The 18,352-nt window shown below is 48.4% G+C and carries 11 protein-coding genes; 1 reads left to right on the top strand and 10 read right to left on the bottom strand.

Features of this window, described 5'->3' with window-relative positions; translation table 11 throughout:
• Together coaE and polA are read right to left on the bottom strand one after the other, a co-directional pair.
• Positions 1 to 3,150, bottom strand: coding sequence for a dephospho-CoA kinase (coaE, locus tag VSQ32_10610; GenBank protein ID MEH2943298.1), 3,150 nt, complete (start codon positions 3,148 to 3,150; stop codon positions 1 to 3).
• 68 nt (positions 3,151 to 3,218) lie between these two features.
• A complete protein-coding gene (polA, locus tag VSQ32_10615) occupies positions 3,219 to 5,945 on the bottom strand; it encodes a DNA polymerase I (GenBank protein ID MEH2943299.1) in 2,727 nt (908 codons plus the stop codon).
• Between the two features lie 186 nt (positions 5,946 to 6,131).
• On the opposite strand from polA, the gene VSQ32_10620 reads away from it, so the two are divergent.
• Positions 6,132 to 7,211: a diguanylate cyclase gene (locus VSQ32_10620; GenBank protein MEH2943300.1), complete on the top strand. Its 1,080-nt coding sequence runs from the start codon at positions 6,132 to 6,134 to the stop codon at positions 7,209 to 7,211.
• A gap of 74 nt (positions 7,212 to 7,285) precedes the next feature.
• Here VSQ32_10620 and smpB read toward each other — a convergent pair whose 3' ends face one another.
• The 8 genes from smpB to purF form a co-directional block, all read right to left on the bottom strand.
• Entirely contained in the window at positions 7,286 to 7,753 is a 468-nt protein-coding gene (smpB, locus tag VSQ32_10625; protein ID MEH2943301.1) for an SsrA-binding protein SmpB, read from the bottom strand.
• Positions 7,754 to 9,946 (bottom strand): ribonuclease R, encoded by a 2,193-nt coding sequence (rnr, locus tag VSQ32_10630; GenBank protein ID MEH2943302.1) that lies wholly within the window; start codon positions 9,944 to 9,946, stop codon positions 7,754 to 7,756. It abuts the gene before it with no gap.
• 232 nt (positions 9,947 to 10,178) lie between these two features.
• Positions 10,179 to 10,418 carry a preprotein translocase subunit SecG gene (gene secG, locus VSQ32_10635; protein ID MEH2943303.1) on the bottom strand — a complete coding sequence of 80 codons (240 nt, stop codon included), beginning with the start codon at positions 10,416 to 10,418 and terminating at the stop codon, positions 10,179 to 10,181.
• A gap of 605 nt (positions 10,419 to 11,023) precedes the next feature.
• Positions 11,024 to 12,661 (bottom strand): diguanylate cyclase, encoded by a 1,638-nt coding sequence (locus VSQ32_10640; GenBank protein MEH2943304.1) that lies wholly within the window; start codon positions 12,659 to 12,661, stop codon positions 11,024 to 11,026.
• 253 nt (positions 12,662 to 12,914) lie between these two features.
• The gene (gene eno / locus VSQ32_10645; GenBank protein ID MEH2943305.1) at positions 12,915 to 14,234 is read right to left on the bottom strand and encodes a phosphopyruvate hydratase; all 1,320 of its coding nucleotides are present in this window, start codon (positions 14,232 to 14,234) and stop codon (positions 12,915 to 12,917) included.
• 76 nt (positions 14,235 to 14,310) lie between these two features.
• On the bottom strand, positions 14,311 to 15,351 hold the full coding sequence (locus VSQ32_10650) for an HD-GYP domain-containing protein (protein MEH2943306.1): 1,041 nt from the start codon (positions 15,349 to 15,351) through the stop codon (positions 14,311 to 14,313).
• A gap of 70 nt (positions 15,352 to 15,421) precedes the next feature.
• Positions 15,422 to 16,873 carry an adenylosuccinate lyase gene (gene purB, locus VSQ32_10655; GenBank protein MEH2943307.1) on the bottom strand — a complete coding sequence of 484 codons (1,452 nt, stop codon included), beginning with the start codon at positions 16,871 to 16,873 and terminating at the stop codon, positions 15,422 to 15,424.
• Between the two features lie 32 nt (positions 16,874 to 16,905).
• A complete protein-coding gene (purF, locus tag VSQ32_10660) occupies positions 16,906 to 18,345 on the bottom strand; it encodes an amidophosphoribosyltransferase (GenBank protein ID MEH2943308.1) in 1,440 nt (479 codons plus the stop codon).
• Between the last annotated feature and the right edge of the window lie 7 nt (positions 18,346 to 18,352).

Below are 18,352 nucleotides of genomic sequence, written 5' to 3' on the forward strand. Positions count from 1 at the left end.
CTAATCCTCCCAGTAAATTTCAATCACATCTCCATACTGGAGAGGAGCGGTATAAGAAGGCATTGCATTATTCAGTCTGGTAACAATGGCCCTTCCGTTTCCTGCGTTCAAATCAAAGGATATTGCGTCAAATACATCCACAAATACATAGGACGATTTGCCGGTGAGAGTAACTGCCGCATTGTTTACAATTACCTGCAGGGAAACCGTTTCCGGTTTCGCCTTTACCGTCTTCACTTCCGGTTTCTTTATTATAGTGGGCCGGATATCACTTTCCACCGTCTGCTGAGACTGGAGAAACTTTTCTTCCAGTTCTTCCTGGGTCAGTTCCCGCTCCTCCGGCTGAAATTCTGAATCCTCCGGCTTTACAGGCTCCGTCTGAATTGCTGATTCTTCCTGTTTTACCGGTTCCGGCCGGGATTCTGCTTCAGGCGCTTCCGCTTTCACCGGCTCCGGCTGTGGTTCTGCTTTGGGCGCTTCACTTTTCACCGGCTCCGGCTGTGGTTCTGCTTTGGGCGCTTCACTTTTCACCGGCTCCGGCTGTGGTTCTGCTTTGGGCGTTTCGCTTTTTACTGATTCCGGCCGGGATTCTGCTTTAGATGCTTCGCTTTTCACCGATTCCGGCCGGGCTTTTGCCTCTGCTGTTTCCGCTTTCTCCGGCTCAGACTGAGAGTCTTCTGCTATCACCGGTTCCGGAACTTCCGGTTCGGAAAGTACTCCTTCTTCCATTACCAGCGGTTCGGAACGTTTATACACATTCTCAATCTCTGACGGGGGCGTCCGATAAGAAATCACATCCCATTCCACAGAAAAATTCTCATAAACCAGCGTGTCCAGATCTGCCGGCTTATTATTTACCAGAATTTCGCTGTCCATATCAATTTCCACGTCCATAAATTCCATAATCTGGGCTACTGTATAGAAATTGCGCATTTCCACCCAGTCGTTTTCCTGTATTTCATAATAAGGCGGCTCCAGACTGCCGTTTACTTCTGCAAATCTGGGACAGGTAATCATCCTTCCGTTTACTTCAAAGGTAATGACTACTCTTCCGTATTCCTCCAGTTCTTCCAGACGGCAGACTGCCGCCTCTCCCATGGTGGAAGGCTCAATTACAATATCGCTGTTGGGCTCCAGTGTAGCATTGATACTGGTCACTCTGCCATTGACACGGACTACCGCGGACTCTCCGGGCTCCCCGCGGACAATCCGCTTTTTCCCGTTGACATAGAAATTAATTTCCTTTCCTCTTCGGGGGAACAGCTGCTCGTTGGGGAAGCCCGCCCGCAAAGCGGCGTCCACAATGGTCAGTTTATTATTGTCATATAATTTAATCCGTTCCCCGTTAAACCGTACAAATACAAAATTATTTTTCTGGTCATAATAACTGATACAGATACCGATGGGCGTTACCAGCAGTGGATCCTTTTTAATTTCCGGCTGTTCAAAATGGATTTCCTGCAGCACTTCTTCCCCTCTCAGCGCCACGCGCTCCAGAGGCAGTTCCAGTTCTTCCGCCAGGTGCTCCACGAATCCATGGACTTTTCCGCCGCCGCCTACCACAAAGGTGGCGCTTACGGTTTCCCCGCCGTTGAGTTCTTTGATTTTAGATGCAATATCTTCTGTCAGATTATACACCAGAGGCTGAATCAGATCCCATACTTCCTCTGCAGTCACCGTATGTTTAATCATCATGATATCCTGATATTCAATTTCTTTTTCCGTGGTGGAGCTGAGCTTGATGTGCTCCGCTGTCTTAAAGTCTACCAGATAATGCTGTACCAGCAGTTCCGTAATCTCATCTCCGGCACAGGGTATCATGCCGTAGGCAATGATGCTTCCGTCCCTGGTAACGGAAATATCGCTGGTTCCCGCTCCCACGTCTACCAGAGCAATATTCAGCATCCGGAACGTTTCCGGAATGGCCACATTGATGGCGGCGATAGGCTCCAGCGTAAGGCTGGCAACCTTCAGACCTGCAAGGCCTACGGCTGAATACAGACCGTCCACCACGTCTTCCGGCAGGAAGGTTACAATAATATCCGCACTGATAACTTCTGCCTTATGGCCTTCCAGATTGGAAAAAATATCTCCGTTCAGGTAATATTTTACCACGGAATATCCCACACAGTAGAATTTAAAATTGGTATCGTTATTTTCATTTAAAATCTGCTGAGCCTTCTCAATTCCCAGTAAATCCAGGGTATGCACATCTTCTCCGGTCACCACAATTTCTTCCGGAAAGCTGTATTCCACTGTGGTGGTAACGGTTTTCAGCACGCGTCCCGCCGCCGCAATACATACTTCGTTCAAAGAAAGGCGGCTCTGCTCTTCCAGTTCTTTTTTTACAGCATTTATGGTACGCCCTACCCGGCCAATATCATGAATCTGGCCGTCCAGCATGGAACGTGTGGCATGTTCCTTTACATACTGGGCAACTACATAAAAATCATCGTCTTCTTTATAGCCTACGGTACCTACCACATTTCTGGTTCCGATATCCAGTCCAAATACCAGTGGAACTCCGTCTAACTGCTGCTCCATCTTATTTAACTCTCCTTTTTCCTTAATGGCCTGAGCTACCTGATAAAAGGTCTCTTCTCTGGTTCCGTTATTTTCAATGATGACCTGACAGTTCTTCCGGTATTCCTCATCAGAAAGCTGGCTTACGAACATCTGCTCCACCTGTTCTTCCGTGTAGCCTCTGGAACGCATCAGACGTTTTTTCCTGACTTCCTCCGAAGTACGCACATACCAGAGTTCATCACAGATTTCATCGTAATTGTCTTCAATCAGAAGGGCTGCTTCTATTATCACAAAGTCCAGAAGGCCCATGCGCTTCTGTTCTTCAATCTGGTTCAGAATGTATTCCTTCACCACCGGATGCATGACGTCGTTCACACGTTTCCGCAAATCTTCCGAAGTAAAGATTGCCGCCGCCAGCGCAGAACGGTTGATACTCTCATCTTCGTTATACACTTCCACCGGAAGAAATTTCAGCAGCTTCCGGTAGCATTCGCTTCCCGGTTCCATCATCATCCGGGCAATTTTGTCCGCAATCAGATTTTTTACTCTGTAATTCTGCTCCAAATATTCCAGGATAGCAGATTTTCCTGCTCCTACTCCGCCTGTAATTCCAATTACCTGCATACCACAAAACTCCTTTATCTTTGATTGATGGCGGCAGTTTCTCCTGCGCCACCTGCAAATCTGTTATTTTAGTGTGCGTCGTACCAGTCTTTTCCCTGCTTCATGTCAATCTCCAGCTTAACGGAAAGGTCGGCTGCCGTTTCCATTTCCTGCTCCAGAATGGCCTTTACCTGCTCTGTCTCCTCCTCCCAGGCTTCGATGAGAAGCTCATCATGTACCTGCAGAATCAGCCGGGAACGGAGCCCCTGTTCTTTCAGCTTTTCACTGACACGAATCATGGCAATCTTAATGATATCTGCCGCGGTTCCCTGAATGGGTGAATTCATGGCCACCCGTTCTCCGAAGGACCGCTGCATGAAATTACCGGAAGACAGTTCCGGCACCGGACGTCTCCTGCCGAACATGGTGGTAACATAGCCCTGCTCTTTTGCTTCCTTCACCTGCCTGTCCAGAAATTCCTTCACCCCTGGATACGTCTCAAAATAAGAATCAATATACTGTGCCGCTTCTTTTCTGGTAATACTTAAATCCTGGCTCAGACCAAAAGAACTAATTCCGTAAACAATGCCGAAATTCACAGCCTTGGCATTTCTCCGCTGCAGAGATGTCACTTCCTCAAAGGGCACATGGAATACCTGGGAAGCTGTAATCCGGTGAATATCCTGAGCCTTCCGATAAGCCTCGATAAGATTCTCGTCTCCCGACATGTGGGCCAGCACCCGCAGTTCTATCTGGGAATAATCCGCATCAATGAGAACACGGCCTTCTCCGGGGATAAATACCTTCCGAATCTGCCGCCCCAGTTCCATCCGGATTGGGATATTCTGCAGATTGGGCTCCGTACTGCTGATTCTGCCCGTAGCTGTAATGGTCTGATGGAAAGTGGAATGAATTCTTCCATCTTCTCGGATACAGCCCACAAGCCCCTCCGCATATGTGGATTTCAGCTTTGTCATCTGGCGGTACTCCAGAATCTTCGATACCAGCGGATAATCCCCCGCCAGCTTCTCCAGTACATCCGCCGCTGTGGAATAACCTGTTTTTGTTTTCTTTCCATAGGGCATTTTCAGCTTGTCAAACAGAATAACCCCTAACTGTTTGGGAGAATTGATATTAAATTCTTCTCCGGCTTCCTGATATATTTCCTGTTCCAGCTCTGTGATTTTGCCGAAAAGATTCTCCCCATAGATTTTCAGGGCTTCTCCGTCCACCCGGACCCCTTCCTGCTCCATCTCATACAGCGTATAGACCAGAGGCATCTCAATTTCCCGGAAAAGCTGTTCCATACCGGTAGATTCCAGCTTCTGAAACAGAACTTTTGCCGCCTGAAATCCTGCTGCAGCCATAAAGCAGCCATACCGGAACAGTTCTTCCGGCTTTTCCCTGGCTGCCTGAGCCAGAGACAGTTTGCCCAGCAAATCCGTCCGGGAAGGCACCATCCAGTCCAGATGTTCCTTCGCCACGTGGTCAAAGGCATAATCATTTTTCAGAGGATTCAGAAGATAAGCCGCCAGCAGCAGGTCAGCCGTTTTTTTCCGCTCCTCCTGCCCCGGAGAAATCCAGGGAAGCTGCTGCTTCAAATCAAAGGTTGCCGCCCAGCCTGTCTGCTTCAGCAAGTCAGCCAATGCCTGCCTCAGCCATGCGCCTGTCAGCTCCGGCCCTGTTTTTACAAAAAATATCTGTTCTTCTCCAAAGGAAACAGCCGCTCCCAGAATCTGTTCCCCACGCCGGGACGCTTCCTGCTCTTTTGGAGTTCTCAGAAGGCTGTCCATGGAAATCTGGCCCTCCTGCTCCGTCGCTGCCTCCTGGTCTGCCAGGAGCTGAAACCCCACGCCCTCTGCTTTCCCGGCTTCCGCAAACAGTTTCTCTGCCTGAGAGAATTCCGTTATCTCCTGAAAATACTGTTCTGACGAAGTCGTCGGCGCCTCCACCTGAAAGCGGCTCAGCATATTCTGAAATTCCAGCTTCTTCATCCACACATAGGCTTCCGGTGTGAATAAATCACCCAGCACCGCCTCCTCCAGGCTGTAGAAAATGGGTGCGTTTACCTCAATGGTGGCAAGGGTTTTGCTCATCTGCGCCTGTTCATAAAACTCCCGCAGGTTTTTTCTGGCTCTGGGCGGACTGAGTTCCTCCACATGCTCATATGCATGTTCAATGCTTCCGTAAGCTGCTATTATGGCGGTAGCTGTCTTTTCGCCGATTCCAGGCACTCCCGGAATATTATCGGCAGTATCTCCCATCAGAGCTTTTACATCAATAAACTCTTTGGGTGTTACCTGATATTTTTCCTTTACATCCGCCCCGTAATAATCCTCGATTTCCGTTCCGGTACGTTTTGTTTTGGGAATACGAATCTTAATATGCTCACTGGCAAGCTGCAGCAAATCCCGGTCCCCGGATACCAGGGACACTTCCAGTCCTTCCTGCTGGCAGCGGGTGGCAATGGTTCCCAGAATATCATCGGCTTCATAGCCCTCCTGCTCCACAATGGCAACTCTCATGGACTTCAGAACTTCTTTTATCACCGGCACCTGCTGGCGCAGTTCTTCTGCCATGGGTTTCCTTGTCCCCTTATAATCCGCGTACATTTTATGCCGAAAGGTAGGTGCGTGCACGTCAAAGGCCACCGTCAGGTATTCCGGCTTTTCTTCTTCCAGTATGCGGAACATGATATTCAGGAATCCATACACCGCATTGGTGTGAAGTCCTTCCGTGTTGGTCAGATCGGGAATTCCGAAAAAAGCTCTGTTCAGAATACTGTGCCCGTCAATTAAAACTATTTTTTTACTCATAAAAACCGATTCCTCTTATTTTCCAGCATTCAATTCATAATCATTCTCTATTCTACACCATATGGGACCGTTTTAAAAGTTATAAATTTACAAAAAATATATTCCTTTACCTTTTTTGTGAAATATGATATAGTTTTATTGAATTTTACCGGAAATTATTTCCACAACAGAATCGAGGTAGCGGCATTGAACAGATTACAGGAAATCGGCAAACGGATTCTTACCGGAGAACTCCCGATTACGGACAAAATCAAATACAGCTTTACCATCTACTCTCTTGCGGCTGTTCATACTTTTTTTCTGTTCTTTTTCCTGTATATCCGCATCCCTTCCATGGCTGTCTACAGTCTGTTCAGCACACTGACTTACCTTTACTGCCGAAGGCTGCTCCGGAAGGAGGCCTACCCTCTTATTTATTATATTTCCTGCGGGGAGATTATTCTGAACACCATTTTCACCACCTGGACCATCGGCTGGGAAAGTGGTTTTTCTCTGTTTCTCCTGGCACTGGTAGCCGCCGGATTTTACGTTTCCTACACTTTTCCCCGGCATAAAATCATAAGTCCTTTTGTCTGCGGCATATTATCTGCCGTCGCTTATTTCGGATGTTATTTCATGGGACGCTCCACGCCTCCCCTGCACACCTTTCCGGACAGAAGAGTTTTTCATGTTCTTTATACCTTTAATTCCCTGTGCACCTTTGCATTTATTACGATTTTCTCCATTCTGTTTATGATTGACGTACGTGCTTCTTTCAGCAAACTGTTCGAAGAAAATAAAATGCTGGGACAGATTGCAGGGATTGACGCCCTGACCGGACTTTACAACCGCTGGAGTATGGCCAGATTCCTCTCTGATGCTTTTCAGGCAGAGCGGCCGTTCTGTCTGGTTATGTGTGATATTGATGATTTTAAGAAAATCAATGATACTTACGGACATGAATGCGGAGATGAAGTACTGAAGCATATTGCCAGGATGATTCAGAGCTTTGTGCCGGAAGGCAGCTATGTATGCCGCTGGGGCGGCGAAGAACTTCTGCTTCTTCTGAATGAATATACCTCCGATGAGGCTGCCGCCCTGGCGGATAAAATCCGCAGCACCATTGCCGGAACCGACACTGATTTTCAGGATTCCAGAATTCATCACACCATTACCATGGGCGTTGCTCACCATCACAAAAACCAGACGGTGGAGTCCACCATTGCCAGGGCAGATATGAAATTATACATCGGCAAACGCAACGGCAAAAATGTGGTAATTCAGTAAACCGGCACAGGTGCGGGCATGACCTGCCTTTCCGCGGTCTGCGAAACCTGTGCCGATTCTCTTTTCAGAAGGAATCAGTACAGGTTTTTCACCTTAAATTCCCGCTCGGATTCCCGGCGCATATCTTTTTTCGCAATATCCTGACGTTTGTCGTAAAGTTTCCTGCCTCGTGCCAGGGCAATTTCCACTTTCACCAGGCTTCCCCTGAAATACACCTGCAGGGGCACCACCGTATACCCTTTTTCCGCCATTTTCCCTGCTATTTTATGAATTTCATGGCGGTGGAGCAGAAGTTTCCGGGTACGAAGGGGGTCCTTATTGAAGATGTTTCCCTTTTCATAGGGACTGATATGCATTCCGTAAATAAAGACTTCTCCCTTTTCCACCCGGATAAAGGACTCTTTCACAGAGCATTTTCCCATGCGCAGGGATTTTACTTCTGTCCCCGCCAGACTAATCCCCGCTTCATATTTGTCTTCTATGAAATAATCGTGATATGCCTTCTTATTATTGGCAATTAATTTTATACTTTCCTTTCCCATCTACAGCTCCTTTTCTTCCTGCGGTCCTTCAGACTCCGGCATGGCAGCGAGGTCTGGTTCTTCCCCATCCTCAGGCAGTACAAAGTTTATGGTGCGCATCATCCGGTCTGTGTCCGCCACCACAATCCGGATTTTCTCTCCCAGCCGGTAACGTTTCCCGGCAGCTTCTCCCACCAGTTCGCAGGTGTCTTCATGATAATGGTAGTAATCGTCTTTCAGGCTGGTCACATGAATCATGCCTTCTATCGTATTGGGCAGTTCCACATACATTCCCCAGGATGTAACGCTGGAAATCACCCCATCAAAGGTTTCTCCGATATGCTCCGACATGTATTCCACCTTTTTCAGTTTTTCCGTCTCCCGCTCCGCCTCATCGGCCCGCCGCTCCATCTGGCTGGAGCGGACTGCCACCTGGGGCAGAATTGCTTCATAATGGGTAATCCGTTTCTCCGTCATCTTCCCTCTGAGGGTTTCCTTGATAATCCGGTGAATCTGTAAATCAGGATAACGCCGGATAGGCGAAGTAAAATGACAGTAATACTGGGCGGCAAGGCCGAAATGTCCGGTATTAATGGTGGTATACCTGGCCTGCTTCATGGAGCGCAGCGTCAGCCTGCTGATTAAAGGTTCTTCCGGAGTATCTTCGATTTTATCCAGCAGCTTCTGCAGTTCTTTCGGATGAATCTCTTCCTGACCGATTCTGATGGAATACCCGAAGTTATTGATAAAAAGGCCCAGTTTCCTGATTTTCTCCGAATCAGGTGTATCGTGGGTCCGGTATACAAATGGAAGCTCCTGCCAGAAAAAATCCTGAGCCACGGTCTCGTTTGCCAGCAGCATAAAATCTTCAATGATTCTTGTGGCCACATTGCGTTCGTATGGTTTGATTTCCAGGGGTTTCCCCTGCCTGTCCAGGATAATTTTTGTCTCAGGGAAATCAAAATCAATGGAGCCGCGTTTTCTCCGCTTCTCTCTCAATATGGCCGCCAGTTCTTCCATTCTTTCAAACATGGGCACCAGTTCCTGGTATTCGGCCCGCTCCGCTTCGTCCTGGTCTTTCAGAATTTTCCGCACACTGGTATAGCTCATGCGGCGGTCTGACCGGACTACTGTTTCCGCCAGCTCGTGGTCCACCACATTTCCCTTTTTATCAATCAACATAATGCAGCTTAAAGCCAGTCGGTCCTCTCCTGCATTCAGGGAACAGATGCCGTTGGACAGAATGTGGGGCAGCATAGGAATGACCCGGTCTACCAGATAGACGCTGGTGCCCCGGTTTAATGCTTCCGCATCCAGCGCGCTGCCCTCCTGCACATAGTTGGTTACGTCTGCAATGTGCACGCCCAGACGGTAGTTCTCTCCTTCTCTGGTCAGGGTGATGGCGTCGTCCAGATCTTTGGCGTCCTCGCCGTCAATGGTCACTGTCTGCCAGTCCCTGATATCTTTTCGTCCTGCCATATCTGCTGTGGTCACGGGTCTGGCCACGTTTCCTGCCTGTTTCAGAACTTTTTCCGGAAATTCCATGGGCAGGTCATATCCTTTTACAATAGACATGATATCCGTTCCGGGATCATTGATATGCCCGATAATTTCCACCACTTTTCCTTCAGGTTTCTTCCGGTCGCCGCCATATTCCGTGAGTTCCACCACCACTTTATGGCCGTCCGCCGCTCCCCGGCAATACTCCCTGGGGATAAATACATCCTGCGCCAGTTTCAGATTATCCGGCACCACAAAACCAAAACTGCTGTTCTTCTGAAAGGTACCTACCAGACGTGTGACACCTCTTTGCAATATTTTCTCCACCGCGCCTTCCCGGCGTTTTCCTGACGGTTTTCCCGGCGGCAGGGAAATCTGTACCAGGTCTCCGTCCATGGCTCCGTTCACCCGGGCTTCCGGTATGAATATATCTTTCTCTTCCCCCTCCACACTGACGAAACCGAAGCCCCGCACATTTCCGGTAAAAGTCCCGCACAGGAACCTGCTTTCTGCTTTGGAGTATTTACCCCGTCTGGAAACTTCTATTTTTCCTTCTTTCTGAAGTTCCGAAAGCACCTGTTCCAGGTCATCTCTGTCTTCTCTGGGCACATCCATCAGAATGGCCAGTTCTTTGAGCTTCATGGGCACGTAAAGGTCACTGCACATGAATTCAAATATCATATTTTTTCTGCTTTCCAATAATTCTTTTTCCATATATATTCTCCATAAATAAGAATGCGCAAGCACATTCTTCGCGCGCGAGCGGATTGCGCAGCAATAAATTTCCGCTCCGCGAGCTGTGCATAATGGTTTTATCTTACAGGAAGACACTTTCACACGTTAGTGTGACAAGGTCTTTCCTGTAAGATAAAAAAGACTGCCGGAACAAAACCGACAGTCTCTTCTGTACCACATATACGCTGCCTGCAGCTTCGCAGACGGCTGGTTAAAAACTTCCAATATTCAATACAGCGGCAATCACCAGAAACAGAACCACCAATACCCTGGTAATCTTCACCAGAATTCCCTCTCTGGAACGTCCCTTGTTCCTGCCCCAGTAAGTGTCTGCCGCACCGCTGATGGTTCCAAGTCCTGCCGATTTTCCTTCCTGCATCAAAACAATGACTGTCAGTCCAATACTTATTAAAATAAATATTACCATTAAAATCGTTTTTAATACTGCCATTTTCCGTACCTCCTGTGACTGTTCTGTTCACAACCTGTTTTATAGTATCACATTCAGGAATATTTTTCAAGAAGTTTTTACTGAACAGTAACAAACTGTTACCAAAGAACATCACCTTCAGAAGAAAGCACTTGAAACTCTGCACAGATTATGGTATATTGGACATAAGAAAAGCACCCACTCCCAGGGGTGGATGCCTCTTGATTGGGAAAATGCTCTATTGAGCACCGCCTAACCTGCTGGCAGACAGGTTAGGCATTTTTATTTCTTCTTACTTCTCTTATCGAGAAAGGTCAGAAACGCAACAATCAAACTTCCAGAGGATATCAGCAAGCCAATAATCCCAATGAATATTAAAATAATATCCGCAGCTGTCATGATACGCACCTCCCTTCCTATGTATTCCGAAGAACCGGTCATTGGTTCGGGAGGCTGCCGCCCCTGTCATGGGCACTTTTCCATAATCGAAATATTACCACAGTTCGACAGGAATTTCAATCATGTTCTCTTTTCATGGAATATGTGGAAAGTGTTTCAAAATCAATCTGAAAATAATCTCACAGAGCAAAAAGAAAGTCTGTAAACTGTTGCTCTGCAATATCATTTCAGATAACAACAACCCTGTTTTTCCCATTCTTCTTGGCTTTGTAGAGGGCTGCATCCACACGGGTGCACAGCTTATCCAGCGTATCGTCTTCTCTGGCCTGAGTTACCCCAAGGCTGACTGTCTGGGTCCGCATGGCCGGGAAATCCGTATTGGCAAAACACTGGCGAATCAAATCCGCAATATAGGAAGCGGCGGAAAGTTCCGTATCATGAAGCAGCATCATAAATTCTTCCCCGCCCCATCGCCCGGAAGAAACATTCCGCATATAATCCGACTTTTCACTGTTCAGAAGATTGGCCAGTCCAATAATGACCGCATCTCCGGCCTGATGGCCGTAAGTGTCATTCACCTGCTTGAAATTGTCTATATCGAGCATGACCAGCGAAAATTTCCGATTCGGTTCACCGGCAATGGCCGCCTCTATCTGTGCCTGTATTTCCCTCCTGTTATAAAGCCCTGTCAGCCCGTCAATAATGGCCGCTGTCTTTAATTTCTCATTGGCCTGCTCCAGCTTCTGATTAATCTCCTCCAGTTCCAGGGATGTCATACTGATGAACGTGGCCAGACGTGACACCAGCGGCACCTTTGACAGGGAATTTTCCTCCGGGGAACTGCCTGCAGATACGGAAACCTTTTTCTCCCCTTCCCGCATGGCGGCGATTACAAGGGTTACATTGTGCTGATTCAGGTTCCCGCCGGTCCGCAGAAATTCTCCATGGGAAAAAAATCCGCTGGAAGATGAAATTTCCCGGAAGGGATAAATCTCATAAGTGGGTTCTTTGGTGGTCCAGAACGTACGTCTGGCGGCACAGGAAAAAATATGTAATAAATCAGGTGCAAATTCTGCAATCTTCCTGCTGTCCTGTTTGATACTCTCAACAATAGTACCCGGATCTCCGTAGGAAATCCGTACCACCGAGCCAATGTCCATATCTGAGGTCATGGTAATGGAGCCATCCTCGTTGCTGGCTACGGGAGTACGCAGTATGGTGGTATCATTATGCTCATAGAATAATGGAAATTCCAGCGTATTATAGAAAAAATTCTCATCATTTTTAATATTCAGATATTTACGGTACACATCATAAGCAGGAATTCCATCCAGTTCCTGTAATACCGAACCATTGGATTTGGTCACATGGAACTTCCGGCCCAGCGGTTTCCATCCTGTTACATTTATAGATTCCACATGGAATTCTTCACCCCCGTAAAACAATATCACGATGGACCGTTCGGAAATGTCCGCCCCTTTGGAAAACACACAGGAATCATCACTGGTTATATCATCGCTGCAGGCAACACCGCCGAAAATCTGAATATCCGGCCGTATATTTTTCAGTCCGTCGCAAAATCGAGTCGTAGAGCCTTCCGGAATGGTAAAAAACATTTCCATGGCCTTCACCCAGGGATTTTCTTCTGCTTCCACCAGAATCTCATCGGTAATGTGCCCCACACTGTCCTTTGACAAATCATACTGGAACAGCTTCACCTGCGTGGAGGGAAGCTCAAACACCGTACACACCACCGTAATGTTTCCGGACAACCGACAGTCAATAATATTTCCGCTGGTGGAACAGCCCATATAGGGCGTGTCCGGAAATATTTCTTCCACTGCCGCACATACAGACTGCAGCACTTCCGGCTCCAGTACTTCGGAATATATCTGAAATATCTTTTGGGAAATCCGCTGTTCTTCACACCAGCGTCTGGATTCTGAAAGTTCTCCGGAAAATACTTCCGGATCATGATATTCAAATTGAAATTATTTCATAACCGCCCCGTACCTTTCTGCAAAAACACCGTCTCTATCTGGTTTTTATTATAACAGATTCCGGGGCTTTTTCAATGAGAAAGCTCCGGAATCCATATTTGAAATAAATGTCAGAATATCAGAATTTGTTAAAAGGGTTCTTATACTCGGCCACAATGCCAAGCTGTTCCTCCACTCTGAGAAGCTGGTTGTATTTGGCCGTACGTTCTGCCCGGCAGGGGGCTCCCGTCTTAATCTGGCCTGCATTTACCGCCACTGCCAGATCGGCGATAAAGGTATCCTCCGTTTCGCCGGAACGGTGGGAAATCACAGCCCGGTAAGCATTTTTATGGGCAGTTTCGATAGCTTCCATGGCCTCTGTCAGCGTCCCGATCTGATTAACCTTAATCAGTATGGCATTTGCAGTTTTCAGCTTGATTCCCGCGTCCAGACGTTTCGTATTGGTTACAAACAAATCGTCGCCCACAAGCTGAATCCGTTCACCCAGGCATTCTGTCATGGCCTGCCATCCGTCCCAGTCCTCCTCATCCAGACCGTCCTCAATGGAAATAATGGGAAATTTCTCAATCAGCTCTGTGTAATATGCAATCATATCGCCGGTATTGCGGGCAACCTTTTCCCCTTTGACACGGGATTCTCCCGGAAAATGATACAATCCTGTCTTCTCATCGTACAGCTCGCTGGCTGCCGCGTCCAGGGCTATTTTAAAATCTTCTCCCGGCACATATCCGGACGCCTGCACGGCCTGAATAATCAGTTCCAGCACGGAAACAGTATCCGGCAAATCCGGCGCGAAGCCTCCTTCGTCTCCCACTGCTGTGGAGAGGCCTTCTTTTTCGCAGATTTTTTTCAGATTATGATATACCTCCGCGCACATGCGCAGTCCTTCCCGGAAACTTTTCGCGCCCACCGGCATAATCATAAATTCCTGAAAATCCACGGTGTTGTCTGCATGGCGGCCTCCGTTTAAAATATTCATCATTGGAACCGGCATCTGTCTGGCGCTGACGCCGCCCAGATACTGATACAGAGGAAGCTCCATGGCTTTTGCAGCAGCCCGCGCCACCGCCAGAGACACACTCAGCATGGCGTTGGCTCCCAGATTGATTTTGTCGTCTGTTCCGTCCTCCGCAATGAGAATACGGTCAATTTCCACCTGATTCAGAGCGTTTTTGCCTGTTAATGCCTTGGCAATTTTATCATTGACATGCTTTACGGCGTTCTGAACCCCCAGTCCGAAATATCTGGGTTCCCCGTCTCTTAATTCCACCGCCTCAAACTGCCCGGTGGAAGCTCCGGAAGGCACCGCCGCCCTTCCTGTGGTTTTCTTTCCATTGCTGGTGGTTTCCACCGTTACATCTGCCTCAACGGTGGGATTGCCTCTGGAATCCAGAATTTCCCGTGCATGGACCTCCGTAATTTTCAAACATAAGCTCATATCCGTTCTCCTTTCGCATATTCCTGTCTGCTTCCAGTATCTGCAAAATTACAGAAAATATGCATAAAAACGAATATCAGGACTCGTAAGGCTGCGCCAGGGCGCCTCCGGCCTGCCGGAGAATGGTCAGATTCCAGTTTTCCCGTCCTTTCAGCAAATCCAGGGTAGTTCCGTCCGTCAGGCGAAGCTGGGGCCGCAGCAGATTCCGGGGATAATTTTCCACCACAAGAGCCTCCCTGCCGTCTGACAGTTCCACCATGGAACCTTTGGGATAAACCGGTACATAATTTAAAAATGCTTCTACCACTTTTTTATCAAACATGGTTCCGCAGCCGCCCATCAGATACTCCAGGGCTTCAGAAAAAGAACAGGCTTCTTTATAAGGGCGTTTGGATGACAGAGCGTCATACACGTCTGTCACATGGATGATTTTCGCAAAGGGATGGATTTTTTCACCGGTCAGACCTTTCGGATAGCCGCTGCCATCCTCATTTTCGTGATGGCACAGTGCGCCCATCCGCACTCTTGCAGGTATATTCCACTTTTCCGCCAGCATGTCATAAGACAGCTGAGGGTGCTGTTTCATGATTTCAAATTCCTGTGGATTCAGCTTTCCCGGCTTGTTCAGAATATCTTTGTCAATCAGCATTTTTCCCAGATCATGAAAAACTGCCGACACGCACAAATCAATTAAATCCTCTCTTCCATACCCCATTCCCATGGCAATTACCGTAGACAGCACAGCCACATTGACGGAATGGCGGTAAGTATAATCGTCAAAAGAACGCATATCCATCAAATCCAGCGAGACGGTTTTCGCCTCCAGAATCTGGTCCACAATTTTCTCCGCAAATTCCAGGGCCTTCTCCAGGTTCAGCTCCTGCAGAGAACGAACCGCAGCGTTGCGCAGTTCTGTGGAAATGGCCTCCTGAATACGGATGTCTTTGGACAGCTCATCCTCTATATAAATACCTGCGTAACCCAGCTCAGCCAGCCGGTTAATCAGCTCCTCTGTCAGCATTTTTCCATCTGCCAGCAAAATGCGGTCGGAAAAATCATAAATGCCCTTTCCCAGAATCATCCCCGGTTCCACTTTGCCTGTTTCTATATATCTCATTTTTACCACCCATACAGCAAGAATGTATCAGGGCTCTTTCCGCCCTGATACATTCCCTTTTTCTGAAAACCTATACATTAATCTCGGCTGTCATGCCAAGAATCTCTTTATTCTTCTCCAAAACCGGCCGGACCTCCTGTGCCAGGAATTTCTCCACCTGGAGAGGCGCTCTGCCCACATATCTGGAAGGCTCCATGGACTGCTCCAGTTCTTCCAGGGTCAGGTTAAAGGCCGGGTCTGCCGCAATCAGATCCAGCAGATTATTATCTTTTCCTTCTTCTTTTACATGCTTTCCTGCTTCCATGGAAAGCTGACGGATTTTCTCATGCATTTCCTGACGGTTTCCGCCATTTTTCACCGCGTCCATCATGATATTTTCCGTTGCCATAAAAGGCAGTTCCGCCATCATATGTTTGCGGATTACTTTCTCATATACCACAAGACCGTCCACCACGTTCAGGCATAAATCCAGAATTCCGTCTACCGCAAGAAAGCCCTCCGGTACGGAAAGGCGTTTATTAGCAGAATCATCCAGGGTACGCTCAAACCACTGGGTAGCAGAGGTAATGGCCGGATTCATTGCATCCACCATCACATACCGGGCCAGGGAAGCAATCCGCTCGCTGCGCATGGGGTTCCTCTTATATGCCATGGCGGAGGAGCCAATCTGGTTTTTCTCAAAAGGCTCTTCCACTTCCTTCAAATGCTGGAGCAGACGGATATCATTGGACATTTTATGAGCGCTGGCGGCAATTCCTGCAAGGACGTTCAGCACTCTGGTATCCACTTTCCTGGAATAAGTCTGTCCGGACACAGCATAACACTCTGAAAATCCCATTTTCTCTGCAATCATGGGGTCAATTTTGTCAATGGTTTCCTGATCTCCTGCAAACAGCTCCTGGAAACTTGCCTGGGTTCCGGTGGTTCCCTTGGAGCCCAGCAGCTTCAGACTTCCCATCACGTATTCCAGATCTTCCAGATCCATCAGAAATTCCTGCAGCCAAAGAGAGGCCCGTTTTCCTACGGTGGTGGGCTGGGCCGGCTGAAAATGGGTAAAGGCAAGGGTTGGCAGATTCTTATAGGTATCGGCAAATCTGGCCAGTTCCGCAATCACATTCACCAGCTTCCGATGCACCAGCTTCAGGGCTTCTCTCATGACAATAACATCCGTATTGTCTCCCACATAGCAGGAGGTTGCGCCCAGATGGATAATACCTGCCGCTTTGGGGCACTGCTGCCCATAAGCGTATACATGGCTCATCACATCATGCCTTACCAGCTTTTCCCGTTCCCTGGCCACCTCATAATTGATATCCTCCGCATGGCTTTTCAGTTCCTCTATCTGTTCCTGTGTAATGACAGGTTTTCCGTTTTCACTTAAACCCAGTTCCAGCTCTGTTTCCGCAAGGGCTATCCAGAGCTTCCTCCAGGTACGGAATTTCATATCCGGTGAAAAAATATACTGCATTTCCTTACTGGCATATCGCTCTGATAAGGGGCTGTTATATCTGTCTGTCGACATGGTATGTTCTCCTTCCTTTGTCCGCTGCACTGCTATCTGTCATAATCTCCTCTGATGTCTTCTGTGGGTGGCTCCAGGGGATATTCTCCTGAAAAACAGCCTTTACAGATGGGCAGTCCTTCCGCCATCTCCTGAAGACGCGAGATATTCAGGTAGCCTAATGTATCCGCACCGATAATCTGGCGGATTTCTTCCACAGACCTGTTGTATGCAATCAGCTGCTCCCGCTCCGGAATATCCGTTCCAAAATAACAGGGCCACAGAAAGGGCGGCGAAGAAATCCGCACATGCACCTCAGCGGCTCCTGCCTCCCGGAGCATACGCACGATACGGTCCGAGGTGGTTCCCCGGACAATGGAATCGTCAATCATAATGATTCGTTTACCTCTGACTGCTTCCCTCAGCACATTCAGCTTCACCCGCACGCCGGACTCCCGGCTGCTCTGCCCCGGTTTAATAAAGGTCCGACCCACATAACCGTTTTTTACAAAGGCTGTCCCGTAGGGAATTCCCGATTCCAGGGAATATCCAAGAGCCGCCGCATTGCCCGATTCCGGTACTCCCGTCACCAGATCCGCCTCCACCGGAGAATCCATGGCCAGAAAACGCCCTGCTTTGATTCTGGCGCCATAAACGCTGACGCCGTCGATATGGCTGTCCGGCCTTGCGAAATAAATATACTCAAAAATACATCTGGCCTCCTGCTCTTTCGGCAGACAGAGGCTGGTATCGGATTTGATTCCTTCCGGTGTAATGGCTACCACTTCTCCCGGCAGTACGTCCCGCACAAACTCCGCTCCGACCGTTTCCAGCGCGCAGCTTTCCGATGCGATGATCCAGGCATTATCGCGCTTTCCGATACAGAGAGGTTTAAAGCCAAAGGGGTCCCGGACGCCAATGAGCTTTCGGGGGCTCATAATCACCAGGGCATAGGCTCCTCTGATTTTCTCCGCCGCCCGGCGTACCGCTTCCTCCACGGTATGGGACTTTAAACGCTCTCTGGCAATGTGGTATGCAATCACTTCCGAATCAATGGTGGTCTGAAAAATCGCTCCGGTGTATTCCAGTTCTTTCCGCAGCTCGCCTGCGTTGATAAGATTCCCGTTATGGGCCAGCCCAAGGGTTCCTTTTACATAGTTCAGTACCAGCGGCTGTGCATTTTCACGGGTGGAAGCCCCGGCAGTGGAATAGCGCACATGCCCCACGCCGATATCTCCCTTCATTCCCTCCAGTGATTCCTGGGTAAATACTTCATTGACCAGTCCCATGCCTTTATGGGAAGTCACCTTCCCTCTGGGGCCTGCGGTCTCGCTGACTGCAATTCCGCAGCTTTCCTGGCCTCTGTGCTGCAGTGCAAACAGCCCATAGTAAATGGTGGAAGCCACATGGTTGCCGTCAAAATCATACATTCCGAACACACCGCATTCTTCCTGCGGTTTATCCAGGCTAAAATCCCTTTTTCTGTTATCCATATATTCT

The sequence above is a fragment of the Lachnospiraceae bacterium JLR.KK002 genome, from assembly GCA_036941025.1.
Lineage (GTDB): Bacteria > Bacillota > Clostridia > Lachnospirales > Lachnospiraceae > Petralouisia.